General features: G+C 73.8%; 18 protein-coding genes. 5 read left to right on the top strand and 13 right to left on the bottom strand.

Going from position 1 to position 19281, the window contains the following annotated elements:
• Window positions 1–137: 137 nt before the first annotated feature.
• Window positions 138–1262 carry an ROK family transcriptional regulator gene (locus ACFQ8C_RS20875; protein WP_383459547.1) on the bottom strand — a complete coding sequence of 375 codons (1125 nt, stop codon included), beginning with the start codon at window positions 1260–1262 and terminating at the stop codon, window positions 138–140.
• A 199-nt stretch (window positions 1263–1461) separates the two neighbouring features.
• Between ACFQ8C_RS20875 and ACFQ8C_RS20880 the strand changes: the two genes are divergently transcribed.
• The 3 genes from ACFQ8C_RS20880 to ACFQ8C_RS20890 all read left to right on the top strand — a co-directional run bounded on the left by ACFQ8C_RS20880 (window position 1462) and on the right by ACFQ8C_RS20890 (window position 5024).
• Window positions 1462–2694: an MFS transporter gene (locus ACFQ8C_RS20880; protein WP_383459549.1), complete on the top strand. Its 1233-nt coding sequence runs from the start codon at window positions 1462–1464 to the stop codon at window positions 2692–2694.
• 127 nt (window positions 2695–2821) lie between these two features.
• Entirely contained in the window at window positions 2822–4243 is a 1422-nt protein-coding gene (locus ACFQ8C_RS20885; RefSeq protein WP_383459552.1) for a uracil-xanthine permease family protein, read from the top strand.
• 73 nt (window positions 4244–4316) lie between these two features.
• Window positions 4317–5024, top strand: coding sequence for a DUF5995 family protein (locus tag ACFQ8C_RS20890; protein ID WP_383459555.1), 708 nt, complete (start codon window positions 4317–4319; stop codon window positions 5022–5024).
• Between the two features lie 53 nt (window positions 5025–5077).
• Here ACFQ8C_RS20890 and ACFQ8C_RS20895 read toward each other — a convergent pair whose 3' ends face one another.
• The gene (locus tag ACFQ8C_RS20895; RefSeq protein ID WP_383459558.1) at window positions 5078–6778 is read right to left on the bottom strand and encodes a flavin monoamine oxidase family protein; all 1701 of its coding nucleotides are present in this window, start codon (window positions 6776–6778) and stop codon (window positions 5078–5080) included.
• 62 nt (window positions 6779–6840) lie between these two features.
• The gene (locus ACFQ8C_RS20900; RefSeq protein WP_383459561.1) at window positions 6841–7647 is read right to left on the bottom strand and encodes a carbon-nitrogen hydrolase family protein; all 807 of its coding nucleotides are present in this window, start codon (window positions 7645–7647) and stop codon (window positions 6841–6843) included.
• Between the two features lie 284 nt (window positions 7648–7931).
• Between ACFQ8C_RS20900 and ACFQ8C_RS20905 the strand changes: the two genes are divergently transcribed.
• Window positions 7932–8498 (top strand): Repetin, encoded by a 567-nt coding sequence (locus tag ACFQ8C_RS20905; RefSeq protein ID WP_383459564.1) that lies wholly within the window; start codon window positions 7932–7934, stop codon window positions 8496–8498.
• A gap of 4 nt (window positions 8499–8502) precedes the next feature.
• Here ACFQ8C_RS20905 and ACFQ8C_RS20910 read toward each other — a convergent pair whose 3' ends face one another.
• On the bottom strand, window positions 8503–8958 hold the full coding sequence (locus ACFQ8C_RS20910; protein WP_383459568.1) for an Lrp/AsnC family transcriptional regulator: 456 nt from the start codon (window positions 8956–8958) through the stop codon (window positions 8503–8505).
• Between the two features lie 10 nt (window positions 8959–8968).
• Window positions 8969–10435, bottom strand: coding sequence for an amino acid permease (locus ACFQ8C_RS20915; protein WP_383459570.1), 1467 nt, complete (start codon window positions 10433–10435; stop codon window positions 8969–8971).
• 345 nt (window positions 10436–10780) lie between these two features.
• Between ACFQ8C_RS20915 and ACFQ8C_RS20920 the strand changes: the two genes are divergently transcribed.
• Window positions 10781–11881, top strand: a complete 1101-nt coding sequence (locus ACFQ8C_RS20920) for a GDSL-type esterase/lipase family protein (protein WP_383459573.1) — start codon at window positions 10781–10783, stop codon at window positions 11879–11881.
• Here ACFQ8C_RS20920 and ACFQ8C_RS20925 read toward each other — a convergent pair.
• The 8 genes from ACFQ8C_RS20925 to rpe all read right to left on the bottom strand — a co-directional run bounded on the left by ACFQ8C_RS20925 (window position 11878) and on the right by rpe (window position 19202).
• On the bottom strand, window positions 11878–13320 hold the full coding sequence (locus tag ACFQ8C_RS20925; protein WP_383459575.1) for a GuaB1 family IMP dehydrogenase-related protein: 1443 nt from the start codon (window positions 13318–13320) through the stop codon (window positions 11878–11880). The two genes, ACFQ8C_RS20920 and ACFQ8C_RS20925, sit on opposite strands and share 4 nt — an antisense overlap.
• Before the next feature lie 167 nt (window positions 13321–13487).
• Complete coding sequence (locus ACFQ8C_RS20930; RefSeq protein ID WP_383459577.1) at window positions 13488–14168, bottom strand: response regulator; 681 nt, start codon at window positions 14166–14168, stop codon at window positions 13488–13490.
• A gap of 5 nt (window positions 14169–14173) precedes the next feature.
• Entirely contained in the window at window positions 14174–15508 is a 1335-nt protein-coding gene (locus tag ACFQ8C_RS20935) for a sensor histidine kinase (RefSeq protein ID WP_383459580.1), read from the bottom strand.
• Window positions 15509–15555: 47 nt separating this feature from the next.
• A complete protein-coding gene (locus tag ACFQ8C_RS20940; RefSeq protein WP_383459582.1) occupies window positions 15556–16221 on the bottom strand; it encodes a DUF998 domain-containing protein in 666 nt (221 codons plus the stop codon).
• A gap of 159 nt (window positions 16222–16380) precedes the next feature.
• Complete coding sequence (locus ACFQ8C_RS20945; RefSeq protein WP_383459585.1) at window positions 16381–16722, bottom strand: barstar family protein; 342 nt, start codon at window positions 16720–16722, stop codon at window positions 16381–16383.
• A complete protein-coding gene (locus ACFQ8C_RS20950; protein WP_383459587.1) occupies window positions 16709–17176 on the bottom strand; it encodes a ribonuclease domain-containing protein in 468 nt (155 codons plus the stop codon). The genes ACFQ8C_RS20945 and ACFQ8C_RS20950 overlap by 14 nt, the downstream gene beginning before the upstream one ends.
• Window positions 17177–17338: 162 nt before the next feature.
• Entirely contained in the window at window positions 17339–18364 is a 1026-nt protein-coding gene (locus ACFQ8C_RS20955) for a sugar-binding transcriptional regulator (RefSeq protein ID WP_383459635.1), read from the bottom strand.
• A gap of 154 nt (window positions 18365–18518) precedes the next feature.
• Window positions 18519–19202, bottom strand: coding sequence for a ribulose-phosphate 3-epimerase (gene rpe / locus ACFQ8C_RS20960; RefSeq protein ID WP_383459589.1), 684 nt, complete (start codon window positions 19200–19202; stop codon window positions 18519–18521).
• Window positions 19203–19281: the final 79 nt, after the last annotated feature.

Consider the following 19281-nt stretch of genomic DNA (forward strand, 5'->3'; position numbering starts at 1 on the left):
CCCGGCGGCGGTCACACGGCCCTGGGCCGCCGCCGGGCCGCACTCTCCGCGCCGCCCCCCCGGGCCGGGGGCGCGGCGCGGTCGCGTGTGCGGCCCGGCCGGGTCGAAGCGTTCGCTCCCCGGCCGGGCCGGCGCGGTCACGGGAAGAGGGCCTCCTGGGCCGCGTCCCTGGCCCGCAGGAGCGCACCGCGCAGGACGGCCGCGTCGCCGAGGGCGGTGGCGCGGACCCGGGTGCGCAGCGGGGAGAGCGCGGCGAGCTCGGCCTCGACGCGGGCGGCGAGCTCCGGTCCGCCCTGGTGGCCGGTCTCGCCGGCGAGGACCACGCAGCCCGGGTCGAGGACGGCGGCGACGGCCGCCGCGCCGACCGCGAGCCGGCGGGCCAGGGCGTCGAGGAAGGGGCCGTGCCCGGAGACGAGGGCACCGGCCGGATCGAGGCCGTGCTCGGCGGCGAGGGCCTCGATGGCGACGGTGCTCACCAGCTCGTGGAAGCCGCCGGCGCAGCCGGTGGCCGAGGGCAGCCCGGAGGTGCCGGGCACCGGCAGGAAGCCGATCTCGCCGGCGCCGCCGGAGGCCCCCCGGCGCAGCCGTCCGCCGAGGACGACGGCGGCGCCGACGCCCTGGCCGAGCCAGAGCAGGACGAAGTCCTCGCGGTCCACCGCCGCGCCCTCGCGCAGTTCGGCGACGGCGGCGAGGTTGGTCTCGTTCTCGACGAGCACCTGGGCGGGGAGCCGTTCCTGGAGGACGGCGACGAGCCGGCGGTGCCAGGCGGGCAGTCCGGTGGAGTCGCGGAGCTCGCCGGTGGCCGGGTCGATGAGGCCGGGGGCGCCGACGGCCACGGAGTGCAGCCGCTCGACGCCGGCCTCCTTCGCGGTGCGCTCCAGCAGGGCGACCGCCAGCTCGACGGCCGGGCCGGTGCCGGCGTCCTCGCCGACCGGGGCGGCGGCCTCGGCGAGCGGGGCGCCGAGCAGGTCGGTGACGGTGACGGTGACCGAGCGGGTGCGGACGTCGAGCGCGGCGAGGTGGGCGCGGTCGGCGACGAGTCCGTACAGCTTGGCGTTGGGGCCTCGGCGCTCGGCGCCGGCCTCGCCGACGACGTGCACCAGGCCGGAGCCGCTGAGCCGCTCGACGAGGTCGGCGACGGTGGGCCGGGAGAGCCCGGTGAGGGTCTTGAGCTGGGCTGCCGTCAACGGGCCCTCGTCTTGGAGCAGACGCAGGGCGAGCCGGTCGTTGAGGGCCCGGGCGGTGCTCGGGGATGCGGCCATGCGGTGATCCTCTCAGACGCTTCCCCGCCGCCATCTCTCCGGACCACTATTTATCAGGCAGGGTTCCTGATAGTTTACGGCCGTCATCGGATACGACGTATCGGACAGGACATCCCGGATCCGAACCACAGGGTCCGGAATGCTGGATCCGAGAGGTTGGATCCGATATTTCGGATAGAACAACCACCGGGGAGGACCCATGGCGGCGGAGACCGTCCTCAGCTCCGAACGGCTCCGGCGGGCCCGCTTCGCCGTCGCCGCCGTCTTCTGCGTGCACGGCGCCGTGACCGGCAGCTTCGCGACCCGGATCCCCTGGATCCAGGAGCACGCGGGGGTGAGCGCCGGCCAGCTCGGCCTCGCCCTCGCCTTCCCCGCCCTCGGCGCCTCGCTCGCGATGCCCCTGGCCGGCCGGATCAGCCACCGCTTCGGCGCCCGCACCGCCCTGCGCGGGCTGCTCGCCCTCTGGACGCTGGCGCTGACCCTGCCCTCGCTGGCGCCGAACATCTGGGGCCTGAGCGCCGCGCTCTTCGTCTACGGCGCCACGGCCGGCATGTCCGACGTGGCGATGAACGCGCTCGGCGTCGAGACCGAGAACCGGCTCGGCCGCTCCATCATGTCCAGCCTGCACGGCATGTGGAGCGTGGGCGCGCTGCTCGGCTCGGCGGCCGGCACGGTCGCCGCCCACCTCGGCGGCGACGCCCGCGTCCACCACCTGATCGCCGCCCTCGTCCTCACCGCCCTCGGCCTCGTCTGCTGCCAGGGCGTCCTCGACCCGGCACCCGCCGAGGAGGAAGAGGCCCCGCCGCGCTTCGCGCTGCCCCCGAAGTCCGCCCTGGTGATCGGCGCGATCGGATTCTGCGCGGTCTTCGCCGAGGGCGCCAGCCTCGACTGGTCGGCCGTCTACCTCCGCGACGAGCTGGGCGGCTCGGCGGGCCTCGCCGCCGCCTCCACCACCGCCTTCGCGCTGACCATGGCCGTGGCCCGGCTGGCCGGCGACCGGGTCGTGGACCGCTTCGGCGCGGTCCGTACCGTACGGGTCGGGGGCGTCGCCGCCACCCTCGGCGGGATCATGGTCGTCGTCGCCCCGAACGCCGCCGTGGCGATGGCCGGATTCGGACTGGTCGGCCTCGGGGTCGCGGTCGTCGTCCCGCTCGCCTTCGCCGCCGCCGGGCGCAGCGGCCCGAACCCGAGCCAGGCCATCGCGGGCGTCGCCACCATCACGTACACCTCCGGCCTGATCGCCCCCTCCGCGATCGGCGGCATCGCCGACGCCACCTCGCTGGTCTTCTCGTTCGGGCTGGTCACCCTCCTCGCCTTCGGCCTGGTCCTCGGAGCGGGCGTGCTGCGGACCGCCCCGCGCGCCGCGGCGGCTGCGCCCGCCGGGACGGACGCCGGGACGGGCGCGGCGAAGAGCGCGGGCCCGGTCGGCTGAGCCCGGTGAGGGGTGCCTCCGCGCCCCCTCACCCGCCCGGTTCCGGCGCATACCATGTGGCTGATCTTTTACGGCCCTGACACGACGGCCCACACGGCCGCCGGATCCGGAGAACGGGAGCGACCTCATGAAACTCGGCGTGCGCTGGACCCTGCACGGGGACGGGAGAACGCCCGCCCCCGGGGCCGTCGTCCGCCCCGACGAGCGGCTCTCCTGGCCCCGTACCGCCGGTCTCGGCGCACAGCACGTGGTGGCGATGTTCGGGGCGAGTTTCGTGGCCCCGGTGCTGATGGGCCTCGACCCGAACCTCGCGATCATGATGTCCGGCTTCGCCACGGTCATCTTCCTGCTCGCGACGCGCGGCACGGTCCCCTCGTACCTGGGCTGCTCGCTCTCCTTCGTGGGCGTCGCCGCCGCCATCCGGGCCTCCGGCGGCAGCAGCGCCACCGTGACCGGCGCGGTCTTCGTGGTCGGCGCCGTCCTCTTCCTCGCCGGTCTCGCGGTCCGGAAGTTCGGCGCCCGGATCATCCACGCGGCGATGCCCCCGGTGGTCACCGGCGCCGTCGTCATGCTGATCGGCTTCAACCTGGCCCCGGTGACGGCCTCCACGTACTGGCCGCAGGACCAGTGGACGGCGCTCCTGGTGATGCTCTTCACCGGGCTGGCCGTGGTCTGTCTGCGCGGCTTCTGGTCCCGGATCGCGATCTTCCTCGGCCTGATCTTCGGCTACGTCCTCTCCTGGGTCCTCGACCTGGTCTTCGGGAAGATCCACTCGATGTCCCCGAGCGGCCAGGTCACCGACCACTGGCGGCTCGACCTCTCCGCCGTGGGCCAGGCCGACTGGATCGGCCTGCCCTCCTTCCACGGTCCCAGCTTCGAGTGGTCCGCGATCCTCGTCGCGCTCCCCGTCGTGATCGCCCTGATCGCCGAGAACGCCGGCCACGTCAAGGCCGTCGGCGAGATGACCGGAGACGACCTCGACGACAAGCTGGGCACGGCGATCGCCGCCGACGGCGCCGCGTCCATGCTCTCCACCGCCCTGGGCGGCCCGCCGAACACCACGTACTCCGAGAACATCGGCGTCATGGCCGCCACCCGCGTCTACTCCACGGCCGCCTACTGGGCCGCCGCCGGCTTCGCGCTCCTCTTCGGCCTCTGCCCCAAGTTCGGCGCGGTCGTCGCCGCCATCCCCGGCGGAGTCCTCGGCGGCATCACCGTCATCCTCTACGGCATGATCGGCCTGCTCGGCGCCCAGATCTGGATCAACGCCGGCGTCGACCTGCGCAACCCGCTCAACCTGGTCCCGGCCGCCGCCGGCATCATCATCGGCGTCGGCGGAGTGAAGCTCACCTTCACCGACACCTTCGAGCTCGGCGGCATCGCGCTCGGCACGATCGTGGTCATCACCGGCTACCACGTGCTGCGCGCCTTCGCCCCGGCGCACCTGAAGGCCGCGCCGACGGAGCAGGAACCGCTCCTGGACTCCGGCACCAGCTCGTACGAGAAGGACTCGTACGAGAAGGACTCCGGCGACACGGCGAAGAGCTGAGGTATTCGCCCGTTCCGGCGAAGCCGGGCCCCGGAGGCTCCCTCCCGGGCCCGGTGGCTGGGAGTCTGCCCCTATGGCGCAGACCCAGTGGACGGATGAACGGATCGGGCAGTTCGTGGCGGTCGACCCCGTGGTGGACCGGATGCGGTCGCTGCGGGCGGCCTGGCACCCGGGCGACGGGGTCGCCGTCTTCAACCGGGTGTACCTGACCGTCACCGAGGAGATCGGCCACGCCATCGAGGCGGGCACCTTCGAGGACCGGCGGGCGGCGGCCACCCTGGACGTGCTCTTCGCCGAGCGCTACCTCACCGCCGTCGACGCCCACGCGGCGGGCCGCCCCGGGCCCGCCTGCTGGCGGCCCCTCTTCCACTACCGCCGCCACCCCGGCGTGACCCCGCTCCAGTTCGCGCTGGCCGGGATCAACGCCCACATCGGACACGACCTGGCCCTGGCCGTCGTCGACGCCTGCCACACCCTGGAGTGCGGGCCGGCGGACCTGGAGGACGAGTTCGACCGGGTCGGCGACGTCCTCGTCCTCCTGGAGGAGCGGATCCGCGAGGAACTGATGCCGGGCCCGGACCTCCTGGAGATCGCGGACCCGCTGACGCACCTGCTCGGCTGCTGGAGCCTGGACCGGGCCCGCGACGGGGCCTGGCTCGCCGCCCGCTCGCTGTGGCAGCTGCGGGCCCTGCCCGGGCTCGGGACCGAGTTCACCGAACGGCTCGACCGCTCGGTGGGCCTGGTGGGACGGATGCTGCTCACGCCCCTGGCCAGGCCCTGACCGCCGGACGGACCCGGTCCTCCGGCGCTTTCGACGTACGACCCGCCTGAGGCTCAGTCCTCCGGCAGCTCGACCGGGGCGATCTCGTCGTACACGTCGCCCGGACCCGGGTTGGTGCCGTCGGTCTCGCCGCCGAAGTGGTGCATCACGCCCCACACCGCGTTGAGCGCCGTCTGCACCGCGCCCTCGGCCCAGCCGGCCGTCCACGAGATGTCGTCGCCGGCGAGGAAGATGCCGCGCTTGTCCTCGGGGAGGCGGTCCTGCATGAAGTGGGTGAAGAGGCGCCGCTGGTAGCGGTAGTGGCCCGGCAGGTTGGCCTTGAAGGCGCCCATGAAGTAGGGCTCGTTCTCCCAGGAGACCGTCACCGGGTTGCCGATGATGTGCTTCCGGATGTCGACCTTCGGGTAGATCTCGCCGAGCGACTTCAGCATGACCTCCATCCGCTCGTTCGCGGAGAGCGGCAGCCACTTCAGGCTGTCGTCGCACCACGTGTACGAGAGGCAGATGGTGGCCGGCTTGTCCGGGCCGTCGTCCAGCAGGTACGTGCCGCGGGTCATCCGGTCGGTCAGCGTCATCGACATGACGTCCCGCCCAGTCTCCTCGTCCTTGTCCAGCCAGAACGGCCGGTCCACCGGGACGAACAGCTTCGACGACTCCATGTAGTGGGTGCGCTCGATCGCCGTCCAGTGGTCGATCGGGAAGAGCGAGTCGTCACAGGCGATCTTGGAGAGCAGCATCCAGGACTGGGCGGTGAAGATCGCCGCCTGGTAGGTGCGGATGTCGCCGGAGGCGTCGGTGACGGTGATCCGGTTGCCCGCCGTGCGGTTCAGCCGGGTGACGGCCGGCTTCGGCTGCCCGCCCTCGTGCAGCGAGGCCAGCGAGGTGCCCTGCGCCCAGTGGAGGATCTTCTCCGGCTCGCGCTCCCACAGGCGCAGCGGCAGCTGCTGCGAGCCGCCGACGATGCCGCGGTGGTGGTCGTCGGCCTCGGTGTAGACGACCCGGAGGATCTCCAGGATGGAGTTGGGGAAGTCGGTGTCCCAGCCGCCGGTGCCGAAGCCGACCTGGCCGAAGATCTCGCGGTGCCGGAAGGACTTGAAGGCCTCGGACTCGCAGAGGAAGCCGTAGAAGGTCTGGTTGTCGAGCTTCTCGACGAGCTTCGCCCAGATCTCGCGGATGCGCGGGACGTCGCGCTCGCGCATGGCGCGGTTCATGTCGGAGAAGTCGGCGCCCTCGTCGAGGCACTTGTTCCAGGCGGTGGCGACGTCGCGGTAGACCTGCGGCAGGTCGTCGACGGTCTCGGCGTAGTGCGACTCGCCCTTGAGGTCCACGACGGTCGAGGGGGTGGCCTCGGCCAGCGGGTTCGGGAACGGCGTGGTCTCCAGGCCGACCAGGTCGATGTAGTGCTGGAGGGCGGTGGAGGAGGGCGGGAAGCGCATGGCGCCCATCTCCGCCGTCAGCCCCTCGGTCTCCGGGCCCTCGAAGCCGACCGTGCGCAGCCGCCCGCCGATCTGGTCCGCCTCGTAGACGACGGGCTTGAGGCCCATCTTCATCAGTTCGTACGCGGCGATGATGCCGGAGAGGCCGCCGCCGACGACCGCGACCTCGGCGCCGTGCTCGGTCGCGGGTATCTGGCCGAGGCCGGCCGGGTGGGCCAGGAAGTCGTCGTAGGCGTACGGGAAGTCCGGCCCGAACATGGTGATCGGCGGCTGCTGCTCGTCGGCGTGCTCGACGGCGTTGGGCACGGTGGACGTCATGGGGTACGGACTCCTTGCACGGGGGTGGGGCGGGAAGAAGAGGGGGCGGGGGGCGGGGCGGCTCAGACGAGGGAGCCGTACAGGCCCGGCCTGCGGTCGCGGAGGTAGGGGTTCTCCGCGCGGGAGGCCGCCAGGACCTCGGGGTCGACGTCCCCGATGACGAGGTCCTCGCCCCGGCCCGCGCGGGTCCGGGCGGTGCCGTCGGGGCCGGCCAGCACGGAGAGCCCGACGAACTCGAAGTCGCCCTCGGCGCCGGCGCGGTTGGCGTACGCGATGTAGAGCTGGTTCTCGAAGGCACGCACCGGGACCACGGAGAGCGGCACGATCTCGGCGGGGTGCATCAGGGCGGTCGGCACGAGGAGGAGGTCCGTGCCGGCCAGCGCCTGCGCCCGTACGTTCTCGGGGAACTCGACGTCGTAGCAGATCATCAGGCCGACGGTGAGGTCGCCGACACGGGCCTGGACGAGCGGCTGGTCGCCCGGGGTGAACCACTTCAGCTCGAAGTCGCCGAAGAGGTGGGTCTTGCGGTAGTGCGCGAGCGGGGAGCCGTCGGCGCCGAAGAGCGCGGCGGCGTTGTAGATCACGCCGTGCCGCTCGGTGTCCCGCTCCGGGTAGCCGTAACCCACGGCGAGGCCGTGGCGGGCGGCGATCTCCGCGACCGCGCGGGCGGAGCGGCCGTCGGCCGGCTCGGCCAGGCGGGCGATGTCGGCGCCGATGGCGTAGCCGGTGAGGAAGAGCTCGGGGGCGAGCAGCAGGTCCGCGCCGGCGGCCGCGGCCCGGCCGGCGGCCTCGTCGAGGATCCGCAGGTTGGCGGTCACGTCACCGAGCCGGCCGGAGCTCTGGAGCAGGGCGGTGCGCAGCGCGGGCATGGTGATCCTCGTGGGGACGGAGGGGAGGGAGGGGCGTCTCCGGGAGACGTCCAAAACGGTACGGTTCCGGGCTCGGCCCGGACAAGACGGGACCGTTGCGGACCGACCGTCGAACCGTTGCGCGATATCCGACCGGAGCGGCGATTCGTTGCGCGGCGATGGGACCGGGGTCGTACGCGCTCCGCGACCGGCGGCGTACCCCCGGATCGTCCGCCCGGGCGACGCCCCGGCGGGGCCCCGGCGGAAGAGTGGGGACGTCCGATCGACCTGCCGGAAGGACCGCCATGAACCGCCGTACGAAGATCACCGCGCTGGCCGCCGCCCTGCTGATCGCCGCCGGGGCCGCGGGCTCCGCGAGCGCCTCCTCCACGGGCGCCGGGGAGGGCCGGGGCGGGGCGGGGCGCGAGGCGGCGGCGCTGACCGGGTCCGCCTGGCTGGACCGCGACCCGGCCACCCGGCAGAAGGTGCACTTCGCCTTCGACGCGCACCTGGCCTGGGCGGACCGCAGGGATCCGCTCGCCGCGACCGGGACCTTCCGGTACGCCCACTCCTTCGGCGACGAGACCTTCACCGCCGTGGTGGAGGTCGACTGCCTCGCCACCGGCGGCCCGGCGGCGACCGTCACCGGGATCGTCCGGGAGACGAACGTGCCGGGGCTCGACGGGAAGCGGGTCGGGGTGTCGGTGCTCGACGACGGGAGGCGCGACCGGCTGGGCTACAGCTGGCTGGCCTCCTCGCCGCAGGAGGACGAGGTGCCGCCGTGCAACGCGGCCGCCCCGTTCGAGCGGGTCGTACGGGGCGGCGGGGACTTCCGGGTGCTGCCGTGGATCTACGAGGACACGCCCCGGTAGCGCGTCAGGCGGGCGAGCCCGAGGAGAAGCGCCGCAGCAGCGGCGAGAGCACCAGGACCGACTTGGTGCGCTCCACGAAGGGCTCGCCCGCGATCCGCTCCAGGACGCGCTCGAAGTGGCGCATGTCGGAGGCGAAGACCTGGACGACGGCGTCCGCGTCACCGGTGACGGTCGACGCGGACACCACCTCCGGATACCGCTCCAGACCTCGCCTGATGTCGTTGGGCGAGGTGTTGTGGCGGCAGAAGATCTCGACGAACCCCTCCGTCTCCCAGCCGAGCGCCGCCGGGTCCACCCGCACGGTGAAGCCGGTGATGGCGCCCTCGGCCCGGAGCCGGTCCACGCGCCGCTTCACGGCGGGGGCGGAGAGCCCGACGAGCGAGCCGATGTCGGCGTAGCTGCGGCGGGCGTCCTCCGCGAGGGCGTGGACGATGCGTTCGTCGAGGTCGTTGAGTCGCACTACGGGTGGATCACTTCTCTGCGTGTGTGGCCAGTCGGGAGCGGCGCATGCCGTACACGAAGTAGAACACGAGGCCCACGGCCATCCAGGCACCGAAGTACACCCAGGTGATCAGGTCGAGGCTGTACATGCTGTATCCGCAGCAGAGGAAGCCGAGCACGGCGAAGACCGGGCCGAAGGGCACCTTGAAGGAGCGCTCCATGTCGGGTCGGGTGAAGCGGAGCACCACGACGGCGATGTTGACCAGGGCGAAGGCGAAGAGGGTGCCGATGCTGGTGGCGTTCACCAGCTCGCCGAGCGGGACGACGGCCGCGAGGCCGCCGCAGAGCAGCGAGACGATGAGGGTGTTGGTGCGCGGGGTGCCGGTCCTGGCGTCGACCTTGCCGAAGACCTTCGGCACGAGGCCGTCGCGGGACATCGCGAAGAGGATGCGGGTCTGGCCGTAGAGGACGGTGAGGACCACGCTGGCGATGGAGATCACGGCGCCGGCGGCGAGCAGGGTGCCCCAGAAGCTCTGTCCGGTGACGTCGTTCATGATCGCGGCGAGCGTGGCCTCGGTGCCCGCGAACTTCTTCCAGTCCCAGGCGCCGACGGCGACGGCCGCGACGAGGACGTACAGCGCGGTGACGATGACGAGCGAGAGCATGATCGCCCGGGGCAGGTCGCGCTTGGGGTTCCTGGCCTCCTCGCCCGCCGTGGAGGCGGCGTCGAAGCCGATGTACGAGAAGAAGAGGATCGCCCCGGCGGCGCCGACGCTCTCGAGGCCGAGCGGCATGAAGTCCGCGTAGTTGCCGGACTTGAAGCCCATGAAGCCGACGGCGCAGAAGAGCACCAGGGCGGCGATCTTCACCGCGACCATGATCGTGTTCGCGCGGGCCGACTCCTTGGCGCCGCCGAGCAGGAAGAGCATGGCCAGGACGACGACTATCAGCGCCGGCAGGTTGAAGACGCCTCCGTCGCCGGGCGGCGCGCTGAGCGCGTCGGGGAGGGTGACGCCGATCGTGCCGTCGAGCAGCTCGTTCAGGTAGTCGCCCCAGCCGACGGCCACGGCGGCGACCGAGACGCCGTACTCGAGCATCAGGCACCAGCCGCAGACCCAGGCGACGAGCTCGCCCAGCGTTGCGTACGCATACGAGTAGGAGGAGCCGGCGACCGGGATGGTGCCGGCCAGCTCCGCGTACGAGAGGGCCGAGAAGAGCGCGGTGAGACCGGCGAAGACGAAGGCGAGCGTCACGGCCGGGCCGGCCTCGGGGACCGCCTCGCCGAGGACGACGAAGATGCCGGTGCCGAGCGTGGCACCGATGCTGATCATGGTCAGCTGCCACATGGAGAGCGAGCGGCGAAGAGTGCCGCCCTCACCCTGTCCACCCTCCGCGACCAGGCGTTCCACCGGCTTACGGCGGGTGAGGGCGGTCAGGAAGGTGGTCTTGGGGACGGTCGTGGACTCGACCGGTGGGGCTGCGCCGTGATCCAGCACTGCGGAGGCTCCTTATCGCTGCCTGTCGGTACGACGGGGATCGCGACGGACGCGTGCCGGTTCCGCGGGCATGCCGAGGCAGCCCACAAGGGCAGGAAGTCCGCCGAGCAGGCGGTCCCCGCCACTCCTGGTACGAGGGATGAGCCTAGCGCCCCGATTCGCATCCGTAATGCAGTGTTGTTGCGCGATGGCGGATGATCATTGCGCACTTCGGGCCCGGACGGGGAAACATTGCGCGCCCCCGCATGAATCGACACATCAGGGGACAGGACGGAACCCATGTCCCCTGCCTTGACTCCTCGACCGCCGTGGCCCACCCTGCACCGGGCCGACCGGAGGTGCCGTGTGAGCTGGCTGGAACCCGAACCCTTTCTGCGCGGCACGGCCTGGCGGGACGGCGACCGGCCGGTCCGCGCCGACCCCGCCGACCTGGAGCGGCTGCCCTGGGACATCGCGGAGCGGGCCGCGCTGCCGATCGGCGTGCGGGTGGAGTTCCGCGCGGAGCCGGGCACTTCGGCGGTGGAGCTGCGCTACCGGGCGGCCGTCCCGCCGGACGGGGACGAACTGCGCGCGCTGCGGCACGCGTTCGCGCTCTGGCAGGGCGGGCGGTGTGTCGCGGAGGTCTTCGCCGAGCCGGCGGAGGAGGCCACGGTACGGCTCCGACTCCCGCCGGGAGGAGGGGAGTTCACCGTCCATCTGCCGGAGGGGCAGGCGCCCGTGGTGCGCGGCGTACGGGCCGTCGGCGGGGCCCTCTCCCCCGCGCCCGCGCGGCCCCGCTGGCTGGTCCACGGCGACTCCATCACCGAGGGCTGGTGGTCCACCAGGCCGGCCCACGCCTGGCCCTCGGCGGCGGGGCGCGCGCTCGGCCTCGACCCGGTGAACCTCGGGTACGCGGGCGGCGCCCGCGGCGAACTCCCGCTGGCGGAGCACCTGTCGCGCCTGCCGGGCGAGCTGATCACCCTGGCGTTCGGCACCAACTGCTGGGACCGGGTGCCGGCCACGCCCGAGTGGCTCCACGCCACGGTGCGGGCCTTCGTGCGCCTGGTGCGGCGGGGGCACCCCCGTACCCCGCTGCTCCTGGTCTCCCCCGTGCTGCGCCCGGCCGCCGAACACACGCGCAACGCCCTGGGCGCCACGCTGACGGAGCTGCGGCGGGCGATGGAACGGGCGGGCCGGGACCTGGCGGCGGAGGGCGACGACCGCCTCCTCGTCCTGCCGGGCCGCCCGCTCCTGCGCCCCGAACACCTGGCGGACGGCCTCCACCCGAACGACGAGGGCCACGCCGTCCTGGCCCGGGCGATCACGACGGTCCTCCGCCGCGGCGGGTACGCCTCGCGCCGGAACGACAGCCGTGCGGACGCCTCCGCGCACACGAACGAACCCGCACCTGTACGGAGCCGTACGGGTGCGGGTTCGGACGCGGAGGCGCGGGGCCGGAGAGGTTAGCTCCAGCTGGCGTGGAGGGGCTTGCCCTCGGCGTAGCCGGCGGCGGACTGGATGCCGACGACCGCCTTCTCCTCGAACTCCGCCAGCGTGCTGGCGCCCGCGTAGGTGCAGGAGGACCGGACACCCGCGATGATCGAGTCGATCAGGTCCTCGACACCCGGACGGGCCGGGTCGAGGAACATCCGCGACGTCGAGATGCCCTCCTCGAACAGCGCCTTCCGCGCCCGGTCGTACGACGACTCCTCGGACGTGCGGTTCCGCACCGCGCGCGCGGACGCCATGCCGAAGGACTCCTTGTAGGCGCGGCCCTGCGCGTCGTGCTGGAGGTCGCCGGGGGACTCGTACGTCCCGGCGAACCAGGAGCCGACCATCACGTTGGACGCGCCCGCGGCCAGCGCCATGGCGACGTCGCGCGGGTGGCGCACACCGCCGTCGGCCCAGACGTGCTTGCCGTACTTCCTCGCCTCGGCGGCGCACTCCAGGACGGCCGAGAACTGCGGCCGGCCGACACCGGTCATCATGCGGGTGGTGCACATGGCGCCGGGGCCCACGCCGACCTTGATGATGTCCGCGCCGGCCTCGATGAGGTCCTTGACGCCCTCGGCGGCGACGATGTTGCCCGCGACGATCGGGACCTGCGGGTCGAGCGCCCGGACGGTCCGGATGGCCGCGATCATCGACTCCTGGTGCCCGTGGGCGGTGTCGATGACGAGCGTGTCGACACCCGCGTCGAGCAGCTGCTTGGCCTTGCCGGCCACGTCGCCGTTGATGCCGACGGCGGCGGCGATGCGCAGCTTGCCGTCCGCGTCCACGGCCGGGGTGTACAGGGTGGCGCGCAGGGCGCCCTTGCGGGTGAGGATGCCGACCAGCTTGCCGTCCGCGTCGACCGCGGGGGCGTAGCGGCGGTTGGCGCCGTCGAGGGTGTTGAAGGCCTCACGGGGGTCGATGTCCGCGTCCAGCAGGAGGAGGTCCTTGGACATGACCTCGGAGAGCTGGGTGAAGCGGTCGACGCCGGTCAGGTCCGCGTCGGTGACGACGCCGACGGGGCGGCGGTACTCGTCGACGACGACGCCGGCCTCGTGCGCCCGCTTGGGCAGCAGCGCGAGGGCGTCGGCGACGGTCTGGTGCGGCTCCAGGACGATGGGGGTGTCGAGGACCAGGTGGCGGTCCTTCACCCAGGAGACGACCTCGGTGACGACCTCGATCGGGATGTCCTGGGGGATGACGACGAGGCCGCCCCGGCGGGCGACCGTCTCGGCCATGCGGCGGCCGGCGATCGCGGTCATGTTGGCGACGACCAACGGGATCGTCGTACCGGTGCCGTCGGGCGCGGAGAGGTCCACGGCCTGACGGGAACCGACGGCCGATCGGCTCGGCACCATGAACACATCGTCGTACGTGAGGTCGTACGGCGGCTTGACGTCATTGAGGAAACGCACGTGCTGACATCCCAGTCGTTCGGATCGGCCCCTAGGCATTTCAGCCAGGGGAAAAAGCACGTAGTTCATTGTCCCACGCCGGTACGCATACCAGCCCTGGGCGAATCATCCGAGGCTCCCGACCGACCTTTCGGAGGATCGCCCGAATGGTTTCGGCCGCCGGGGGGTCAGCGGCCGTCCGCGGTGTGGCCGGGCCGGATCAGCCCGGTCTCGTACGCCAGGACGACGAGCTGGACGCGGTCCCGCACGCCGAGCTTGGTGATCGCCCGGGTGACGTGCGTCTTGGCGGTCAGCGGCGAGATCACCAGCCGCGCGGCGACCTGGTCGTTGGAGAGTCCCGCCGCGACCAGCGCCACGACCTCGCGCTCGCGGGCGGTGAGCGCGGTGAGCCGGTCCGCGGCGACGGTGGCCGCGGGCGCCCGGTGGGCGAACTCCTGGACGACCCGGCGGGTGGCGCTCGGGGAGAGCAGGGCGTCGCCCGCGGCGACCGCCCGGATCGCCTGGCGCAGGTCGTCCGGTTCGATCTCCTTGGTGAGGAACCCGGCGGCGCCCGCGCGCAGCGCGGCGAAGACGTACTCGTCGGTCTCGAAGGTCGTCAGCACGATGACCCTGGTGCCCGCGAGGTCCGGATCCCGGGTGAGGGTCTCGGTCGCGGTCAGCCCGTCCGTCCCCGGCATGCGGATGTCCATCAGGACGACGTCGGGGCGCAGCTTCCGGACGGCGCGCAGCGCCTCGTCGCCCGTGGCCGCCTCGCCGACCACCTCGATGTCGCGCGTCCGCCGGAGCAGGCTGCGGAAACCGGCCCGGACGAGGGCCTGGTCGTCGGCGAGCAGTACCGAGATCGTCATGATCGTCAGCTTGGCACAGGAATCACGGCCCGGACGGTGTATCCGCCGCGCTCGCCCGGCCCGGAGGCGAACTCGCCGCCCAGGACGGAGACCCGCTCCCGCATCCCGGCGACCCCGTGGCCGCCGCCCTCGTGGCCCGAGAACCCGTGCTCTCCGCCCCTGGCGCCCCCTCCCCCGGGGCCCTCGCCCCGGTCCCCGTCCGTGCCCCCCGGGCGGGGCCCGGGGCCCGCGGGGCCGTCGTCGGCGATCTCGACGCGGACGGCCTCGGAGCCGTACCGCAGCCGGACCTCGACGCGGGTACCGCCGGAGTGCCGCACCGCGTTGGTCAGCGACTCCTGGACGATCCGGTACACGGCGAGCGCGACGGGCGCCGGGACCCCGGCCGGGTCGCCCTCGGTCTCGACGGCCGCGTCGAGCCCGGCGGCCCGTACGCGCTCCACCAGGTCGCCGACGCCGTCGAGTCCCCGCTCCGGGGCGAGTTCCATCGCGCCGGGGTCCGCCCCTGAACCGCGCAGGACGCCGACGAGCGAGCGCAGGTCGGCGACGGCCGTCGCGCGGACCTCCTGCGCGGTCTTCAGCGCGGCCCTCGCCTCCTCCGGCTCGTCCTCCAGGGCCTCCACGGCCACCCTCAGCTGCACCCCGACGACGGTGAGGGTGTGCGCGACCACGTCATGCAGCTCGCGGGCGATCCGGAGGCGCTCCTCCTCGGCCCGCCGCCGGGCCTCCGCCGCCCGCTCACGGGCGGCCCGGGCCCGTCCGGCGGCCTCCTCGCGGCGCCAGTTGCGGCCGTTGCGCCAGGCGGTCGCCGCGGCGAGGACGAGGGCGAGCCAGAGGGTCTCCGCGCCGAGCTCGGCGACGACGTCCCGGCCGGTCAGCCCGGCGACGTACAGCTCCCAGTTCGCCGCGAAGACGACCTGGCCGACCCCGACGGCGACGGCGAGGACGAGCCCGTCCGGCATCCGCCGCACCAGCGCGGCGAGCCGGGTCCGGGCCACGCCCCGGACCGCCGGGTCACCGGCCGCCACCAGGAAGTACGCGGCGGAGGCCGGCCAGATCCAGCCCACGTCCGACAGCCCGGCGCCGCGGAAGGCGACGACCGTCTGGACGCTCGCCAGCAAGGCGGCCCGCGGCCACCGGCCGGCGGCGAGGACCAGGGCGGCGAGCCCGAGGGCGTACGGCACCCCGCCGGCCAGGAGCGGGTCGTCGCCCGCCAGGGCCTCGGCGGTGACGACGGCGACCGCCGTCACGGCCGCCGCGGCCGCCCGCGCGGCCCGCGTGGCCGCCGCGCCTCCGCCGGGCCCCGTCCCGTCCTGATCACCACTGGCGCGTTCTTCGGTCACCGGCCCATTCTGCCCAACCGCCGTCCGCGGCCGGGGCCGTTCGGGCCTCACGCGCGGTCCGCCGGGCGCGCGGCGGCGACGGCGGCCAGCGCCACCCAGAGCAGGGCGGTGCCGAGCGCGATCCGCTCGGCCAGCCCGACCAGGGTCGGCACGGCGGCGGTGCCCAGCGAGGGACCGTCCATCACGTCGACCAGGCAGACCAGCATCACGCCGGTGGAGACGAGGCTGGCGACGAGCACGGCCCGCAGCGCCTTGGCGCCGCGCGGCACGCGCCGGGCCAGCCACCGGTGCAGCGCCAGCGCGGCCAGGGGCAGGGCGAGGAAGGCGGGGGTGGCGGCCGTGCCGTGGACGAGGTCCGAGGTGGAGGGCCGGCCCCACTGCCCGGGCGGGTCGGCGGGGAACACCCCGGCGACCAGGACGCCCACGGTCCACACCCCCAGCGCCCGGCGGCCCGCCCGCGGCGCCCCGGCCCGCCTCAGCAGGACCAGGAGGAGCCCGGAGGCCCCGGCGACCAGCAGCAGCGCCGTGGTGACCAGCCAGCCCGCGGTGCCGTTGACGTACCGGCTGACCACCTCCGTGACCGGGCTGTACCGCGGGTTCAGCAGGTCCGCGGCGGCGATCGCGGCCACGGCGGCACCCACCCCGGCGACGACGGCCCGGGCGGCGGGAAGGACGGTGGGAAGGACGGAAGGGGGCGGGGCGGGGGTCTGCACGGGGAGCCTCCTGGTGTGACGGGCGGCCCATCCGCCCGACGCCCCTCACGCTAGGAATCCGCCGCCCCGCGGGCGTCCCCCGTCCGCCGACATCCGCGCGTACTCCCCCGGCGTACGCCGTACTCCCCACGGTGTACGCGGGGGGGGCGGCGCCACGGCTCAGCCGTCCCCGCCTTCCCCCCGCTCCGCCCGCCCCGCCCGCTCCGATCCCTCCCGGCCCAGGGCGATCAGCACCGAGAGCCGCCCACGGGACTCCTCGACGGCGGTGGCGAAGACCTCCTGCGCGAGGTCCCAGTCGCGCGGGGCCCTCCGTGCGTACCCCTGCCAGTGGGTCACGACGACGGCGGCCGGCCGGGGCAGCTCGCCGAGGCTCTCGGCGAGGGCGTCCCAGTTGCGGCCGAACCAGTCCGGCAGGCCGAGGACGTCCGCGCAGCGGCCCATGAAGCCCGCCTTGTCGGTCACGCCGCGCAGATCGAGGACGACGGGGTCATCCAGCCGCATCGCCGACCACCTCCCGGAAACTCTCGTAGTGGTCGTCGGTGTAGTACCGCTCCCCCTCCGTGCCGGTGACGACGCGGCGGGCGCCCCGGTCGCGTTCGCCGGGGGTCCGGACGGTGTACTCGTGGTAGTAGCCGCGCTTCCTCGGCGGCAGGATCCGCTCGAAGTTGGAGAAGACGCTTCCGTCCTTGGCGTACGGGAAGGGGCCGCCCGCCCGGATCAGCGCGAGGGTCCGGCGCGCCTCGGGGGGCAGCTCCGCCTCGCGGACGGTCGGCAGGCCGGAGGCGCGCGAAGGGGGCGCGGTGGGGGCGACGGAGGGGGCGGGGGCGGCCGTCGCGGCGGTACGGGACGGGGCCGCGGTGGCGGTGGACGGGGCCGTCCCGGCGGAGCAGCCGGTGAGGAGCAGGGACAGCCCGGCCAGGACGGCGAGCCCCAGCCGCAGACAGCGAGCGATCATGCCCCGATGCTGTCACCGCCCGCCCCTGGACGCCCGGGGACGCGCCCGCGTCGGCCCGGCTCCGCGCGGGCGGGTCCCGCGCCGTCCCGCGTCGGCCCGGAACGGCCCGGGGTACGCCGGAGGGCGCCGACCGTGCCCGCGGTCGACGCCCTCCGGTGAAGGTCAGCGGCCTTCGGTGCCCGTGTCCGGGTCCTTGCGGTCGAGGGCCGGGCGCGTGCCCGGGCTGAACTCGGTGAGCAGGTAGTCGGCGGCCGAGCGGTCGGTGACGAGGCTGGTGACGAGACCGGAGCGGAGCACCGCGCCGATCGCCGCCGCCTTGCGCTGGCCGCCCGCGATGGCGACGACCTCGGGGATCCGGCGCAGCCGGTCCGCCTCGACGGTGATGCACCGCTCGCCCAGGTCGCGGCCGACCCGGCGGCCCTCGGCGTCGAAGAGGTGCGCGGACATCTCGGCGGCCACGCCCAGGGACGCGTAGTGGGCGCGCTCCTCCTCGGAGAGCATGTCGTGGACGGTGGAGATGCCCGGCTCCCAGGAGCCGATGGAGACGCAGGCGACGGTGACCTTGTCGAAGTACTCGAAGGCGCGGGCGATCCCGGTCTGGTTGCGCAGCGCGGCCGCGGTGGCCGGGTCGGGCAGCAGCATGGGCGCGTAGATGGGGTGGGCCTCGCCGCCGGAGACCTGGGCGGCGCGCCGCACCGCCTCCACCGAGCCGCGCTCGGCGGTCCCGGCGTCGTACACGCCGGTGAGCTGGACGACCGTGCACGGGGGCAGCCGGTCGAGGGCGGCCGCCATGTGGATGGTCGAGCGGCCCCAGGCCAGGCCGAGGACGTCGCCCTCGGTGACCAGCTCGCCGAGGAGGTCGGCGGCGACCTCTCCGAGGTTCTCCGGGTCGGGCGACTCGTCGTCCTCCGCCGGGGACTCGACGACGACGGCGTGGCGGAGCCCGTAGCGGGCGCGCAGCGCGTCGGAGCGTTCGGCGTCCAGCTCGGCCGGTACCCGGATCTCGATGCGTACGAGATCCCGCTCCAGAGCGGTCTCCAGGACCCGGGCCACCTTGAAGCGGCTCACGCCGAACTCCTCGGCGATCTGGATCTTGGACTTCCCCTCCAGGTAGAAGCGGCGCGCCATGGCAGCCGCCTGCACCAGCTCCGCGGGGCCCATCCGCAGGGCCGACCGTCCCGCCGACATTCCCGCCACCGCGATCTCCTCACTGCTGTTCGCGCACCGCTGTCCACGGCCCGTGTTCGTTCACACTCTGGACCCGCTGTTCATCCTGTCAGAAACGGCGAGCCTTGATCAGTCCTGTCGGCGGCCCGTCGGACCGCGTTCACCGGCCGGAGGCTCAGTGGCCACACGCCCACGCGGCACCGGCCGTGGCGGCGTCCGCCCTGGCCCGCAGCGCGGCCACCGCGGCGGCCGGGTCGGCCGCGCCGTAGACCGCCGAGCCCGCCACGAAGACGTCGGCGCCCGCCTCGGCGCAGCGCTCGATGGTGGCCTCGGAGACGCCGCCGTCGACCTGGAGCCACATCTCCAGGCCGTGCTTGGCGATCAGCTCACGGGTGCGGCGGATCTTGGGCAGCATGATGTCGAGGAAGGCCTGGCCGCCGAAGCCGGGCTCGACGGTCATGATGAGGAGCATGTCGAGCTCGGGGAGCAGGTCCTCGAAGGGCTCGATGGGGGTGGCCGGCTTGAGCGCCATGGAGGCCCTGGCGCCCTTGGCGCGGATCTCCCGGGCGAGCCGGACCGGGGCGGCGGCGGCCTCGACGTGGAAGGTGACCGAACCCGCGCCCGCCTCCACGTACTGCGGCGCCCAGCGGTCCGGGTCCTCGATCATCAGATGGCAGTCGAGGGGGGTGCCGGTCGCGCGGCTGAGCGACTCGACGATCGGCACGCCCAGCGTCAGGTTGGGCACGAAGTGGTTGTCCATGACGTCGACGTGCAGCCAGTCGGCCCCGTCGACGGCCTTGGCCTCGTCCGCGAGGCGGGCGAAGTCTGCGGAGAGGATGCTGGGATTGATCTGCGCCATGTGCCAAGCCTGCCACGTTCTTGGGGACTTCTTTGCCGCGAATCGGCGCACGGGCGCTCCGGCACCGGACGTACTGGTA

The organism is Streptomyces sp. NPDC056503, from assembly GCF_042794995.1.
In the GTDB taxonomy this organism is placed as follows: Bacteria; Actinomycetota; Actinomycetes; order Streptomycetales; family Streptomycetaceae; genus Streptomyces.

Coding starts and splice junctions, on each gene's coding strand:
- ACFQ8C_RS20875 (WP_383459547.1), bottom strand. CDS start 1,262: ATGGCCGCATCCCCGAGCACCGCCCGGGCCCTCAACGACCGGCTCGCC.
- ACFQ8C_RS20880 (WP_383459549.1), top strand. CDS start 1,462: ATGGCGGCGGAGACCGTCCTCAGCTCCGAACGGCTCCGGCGGGCCCGC.
- ACFQ8C_RS20885 (WP_383459552.1), top strand. CDS start 2,822: ATGAAACTCGGCGTGCGCTGGACCCTGCACGGGGACGGGAGAACGCCC.
- ACFQ8C_RS20890 (WP_383459555.1), top strand. CDS start 4,317: ATGGCGCAGACCCAGTGGACGGATGAACGGATCGGGCAGTTCGTGGCG.
- ACFQ8C_RS20895 (WP_383459558.1), bottom strand. CDS start 6,778: ATGACGTCCACCGTGCCCAACGCCGTCGAGCACGCCGACGAGCAGCAG.
- ACFQ8C_RS20900 (WP_383459561.1), bottom strand. CDS start 7,647: ATGCCCGCGCTGCGCACCGCCCTGCTCCAGAGCTCCGGCCGGCTCGGT.
- ACFQ8C_RS20905 (WP_383459564.1), top strand. CDS start 7,932: ATGAACCGCCGTACGAAGATCACCGCGCTGGCCGCCGCCCTGCTGATC.
- ACFQ8C_RS20930 (WP_383459577.1), bottom strand. CDS start 14,168: ATGACGATCTCGGTACTGCTCGCCGACGACCAGGCCCTCGTCCGGGCC.
- ACFQ8C_RS20945 (WP_383459585.1), bottom strand. CDS start 16,722: ATGCGGCTGGATGACCCCGTCGTCCTCGATCTGCGCGGCGTGACCGAC.
- ACFQ8C_RS20950 (WP_383459587.1), bottom strand. CDS start 17,176: ATGATCGCTCGCTGTCTGCGGCTGGGGCTCGCCGTCCTGGCCGGGCTG.
- ACFQ8C_RS20955 (WP_383459635.1), bottom strand. CDS start 18,364: ATGTCGGCGGGACGGTCGGCCCTGCGGATGGGCCCCGCGGAGCTGGTG.
- rpe (WP_383459589.1), bottom strand. CDS start 19,202: ATGGCGCAGATCAATCCCAGCATCCTCTCCGCAGACTTCGCCCGCCTC.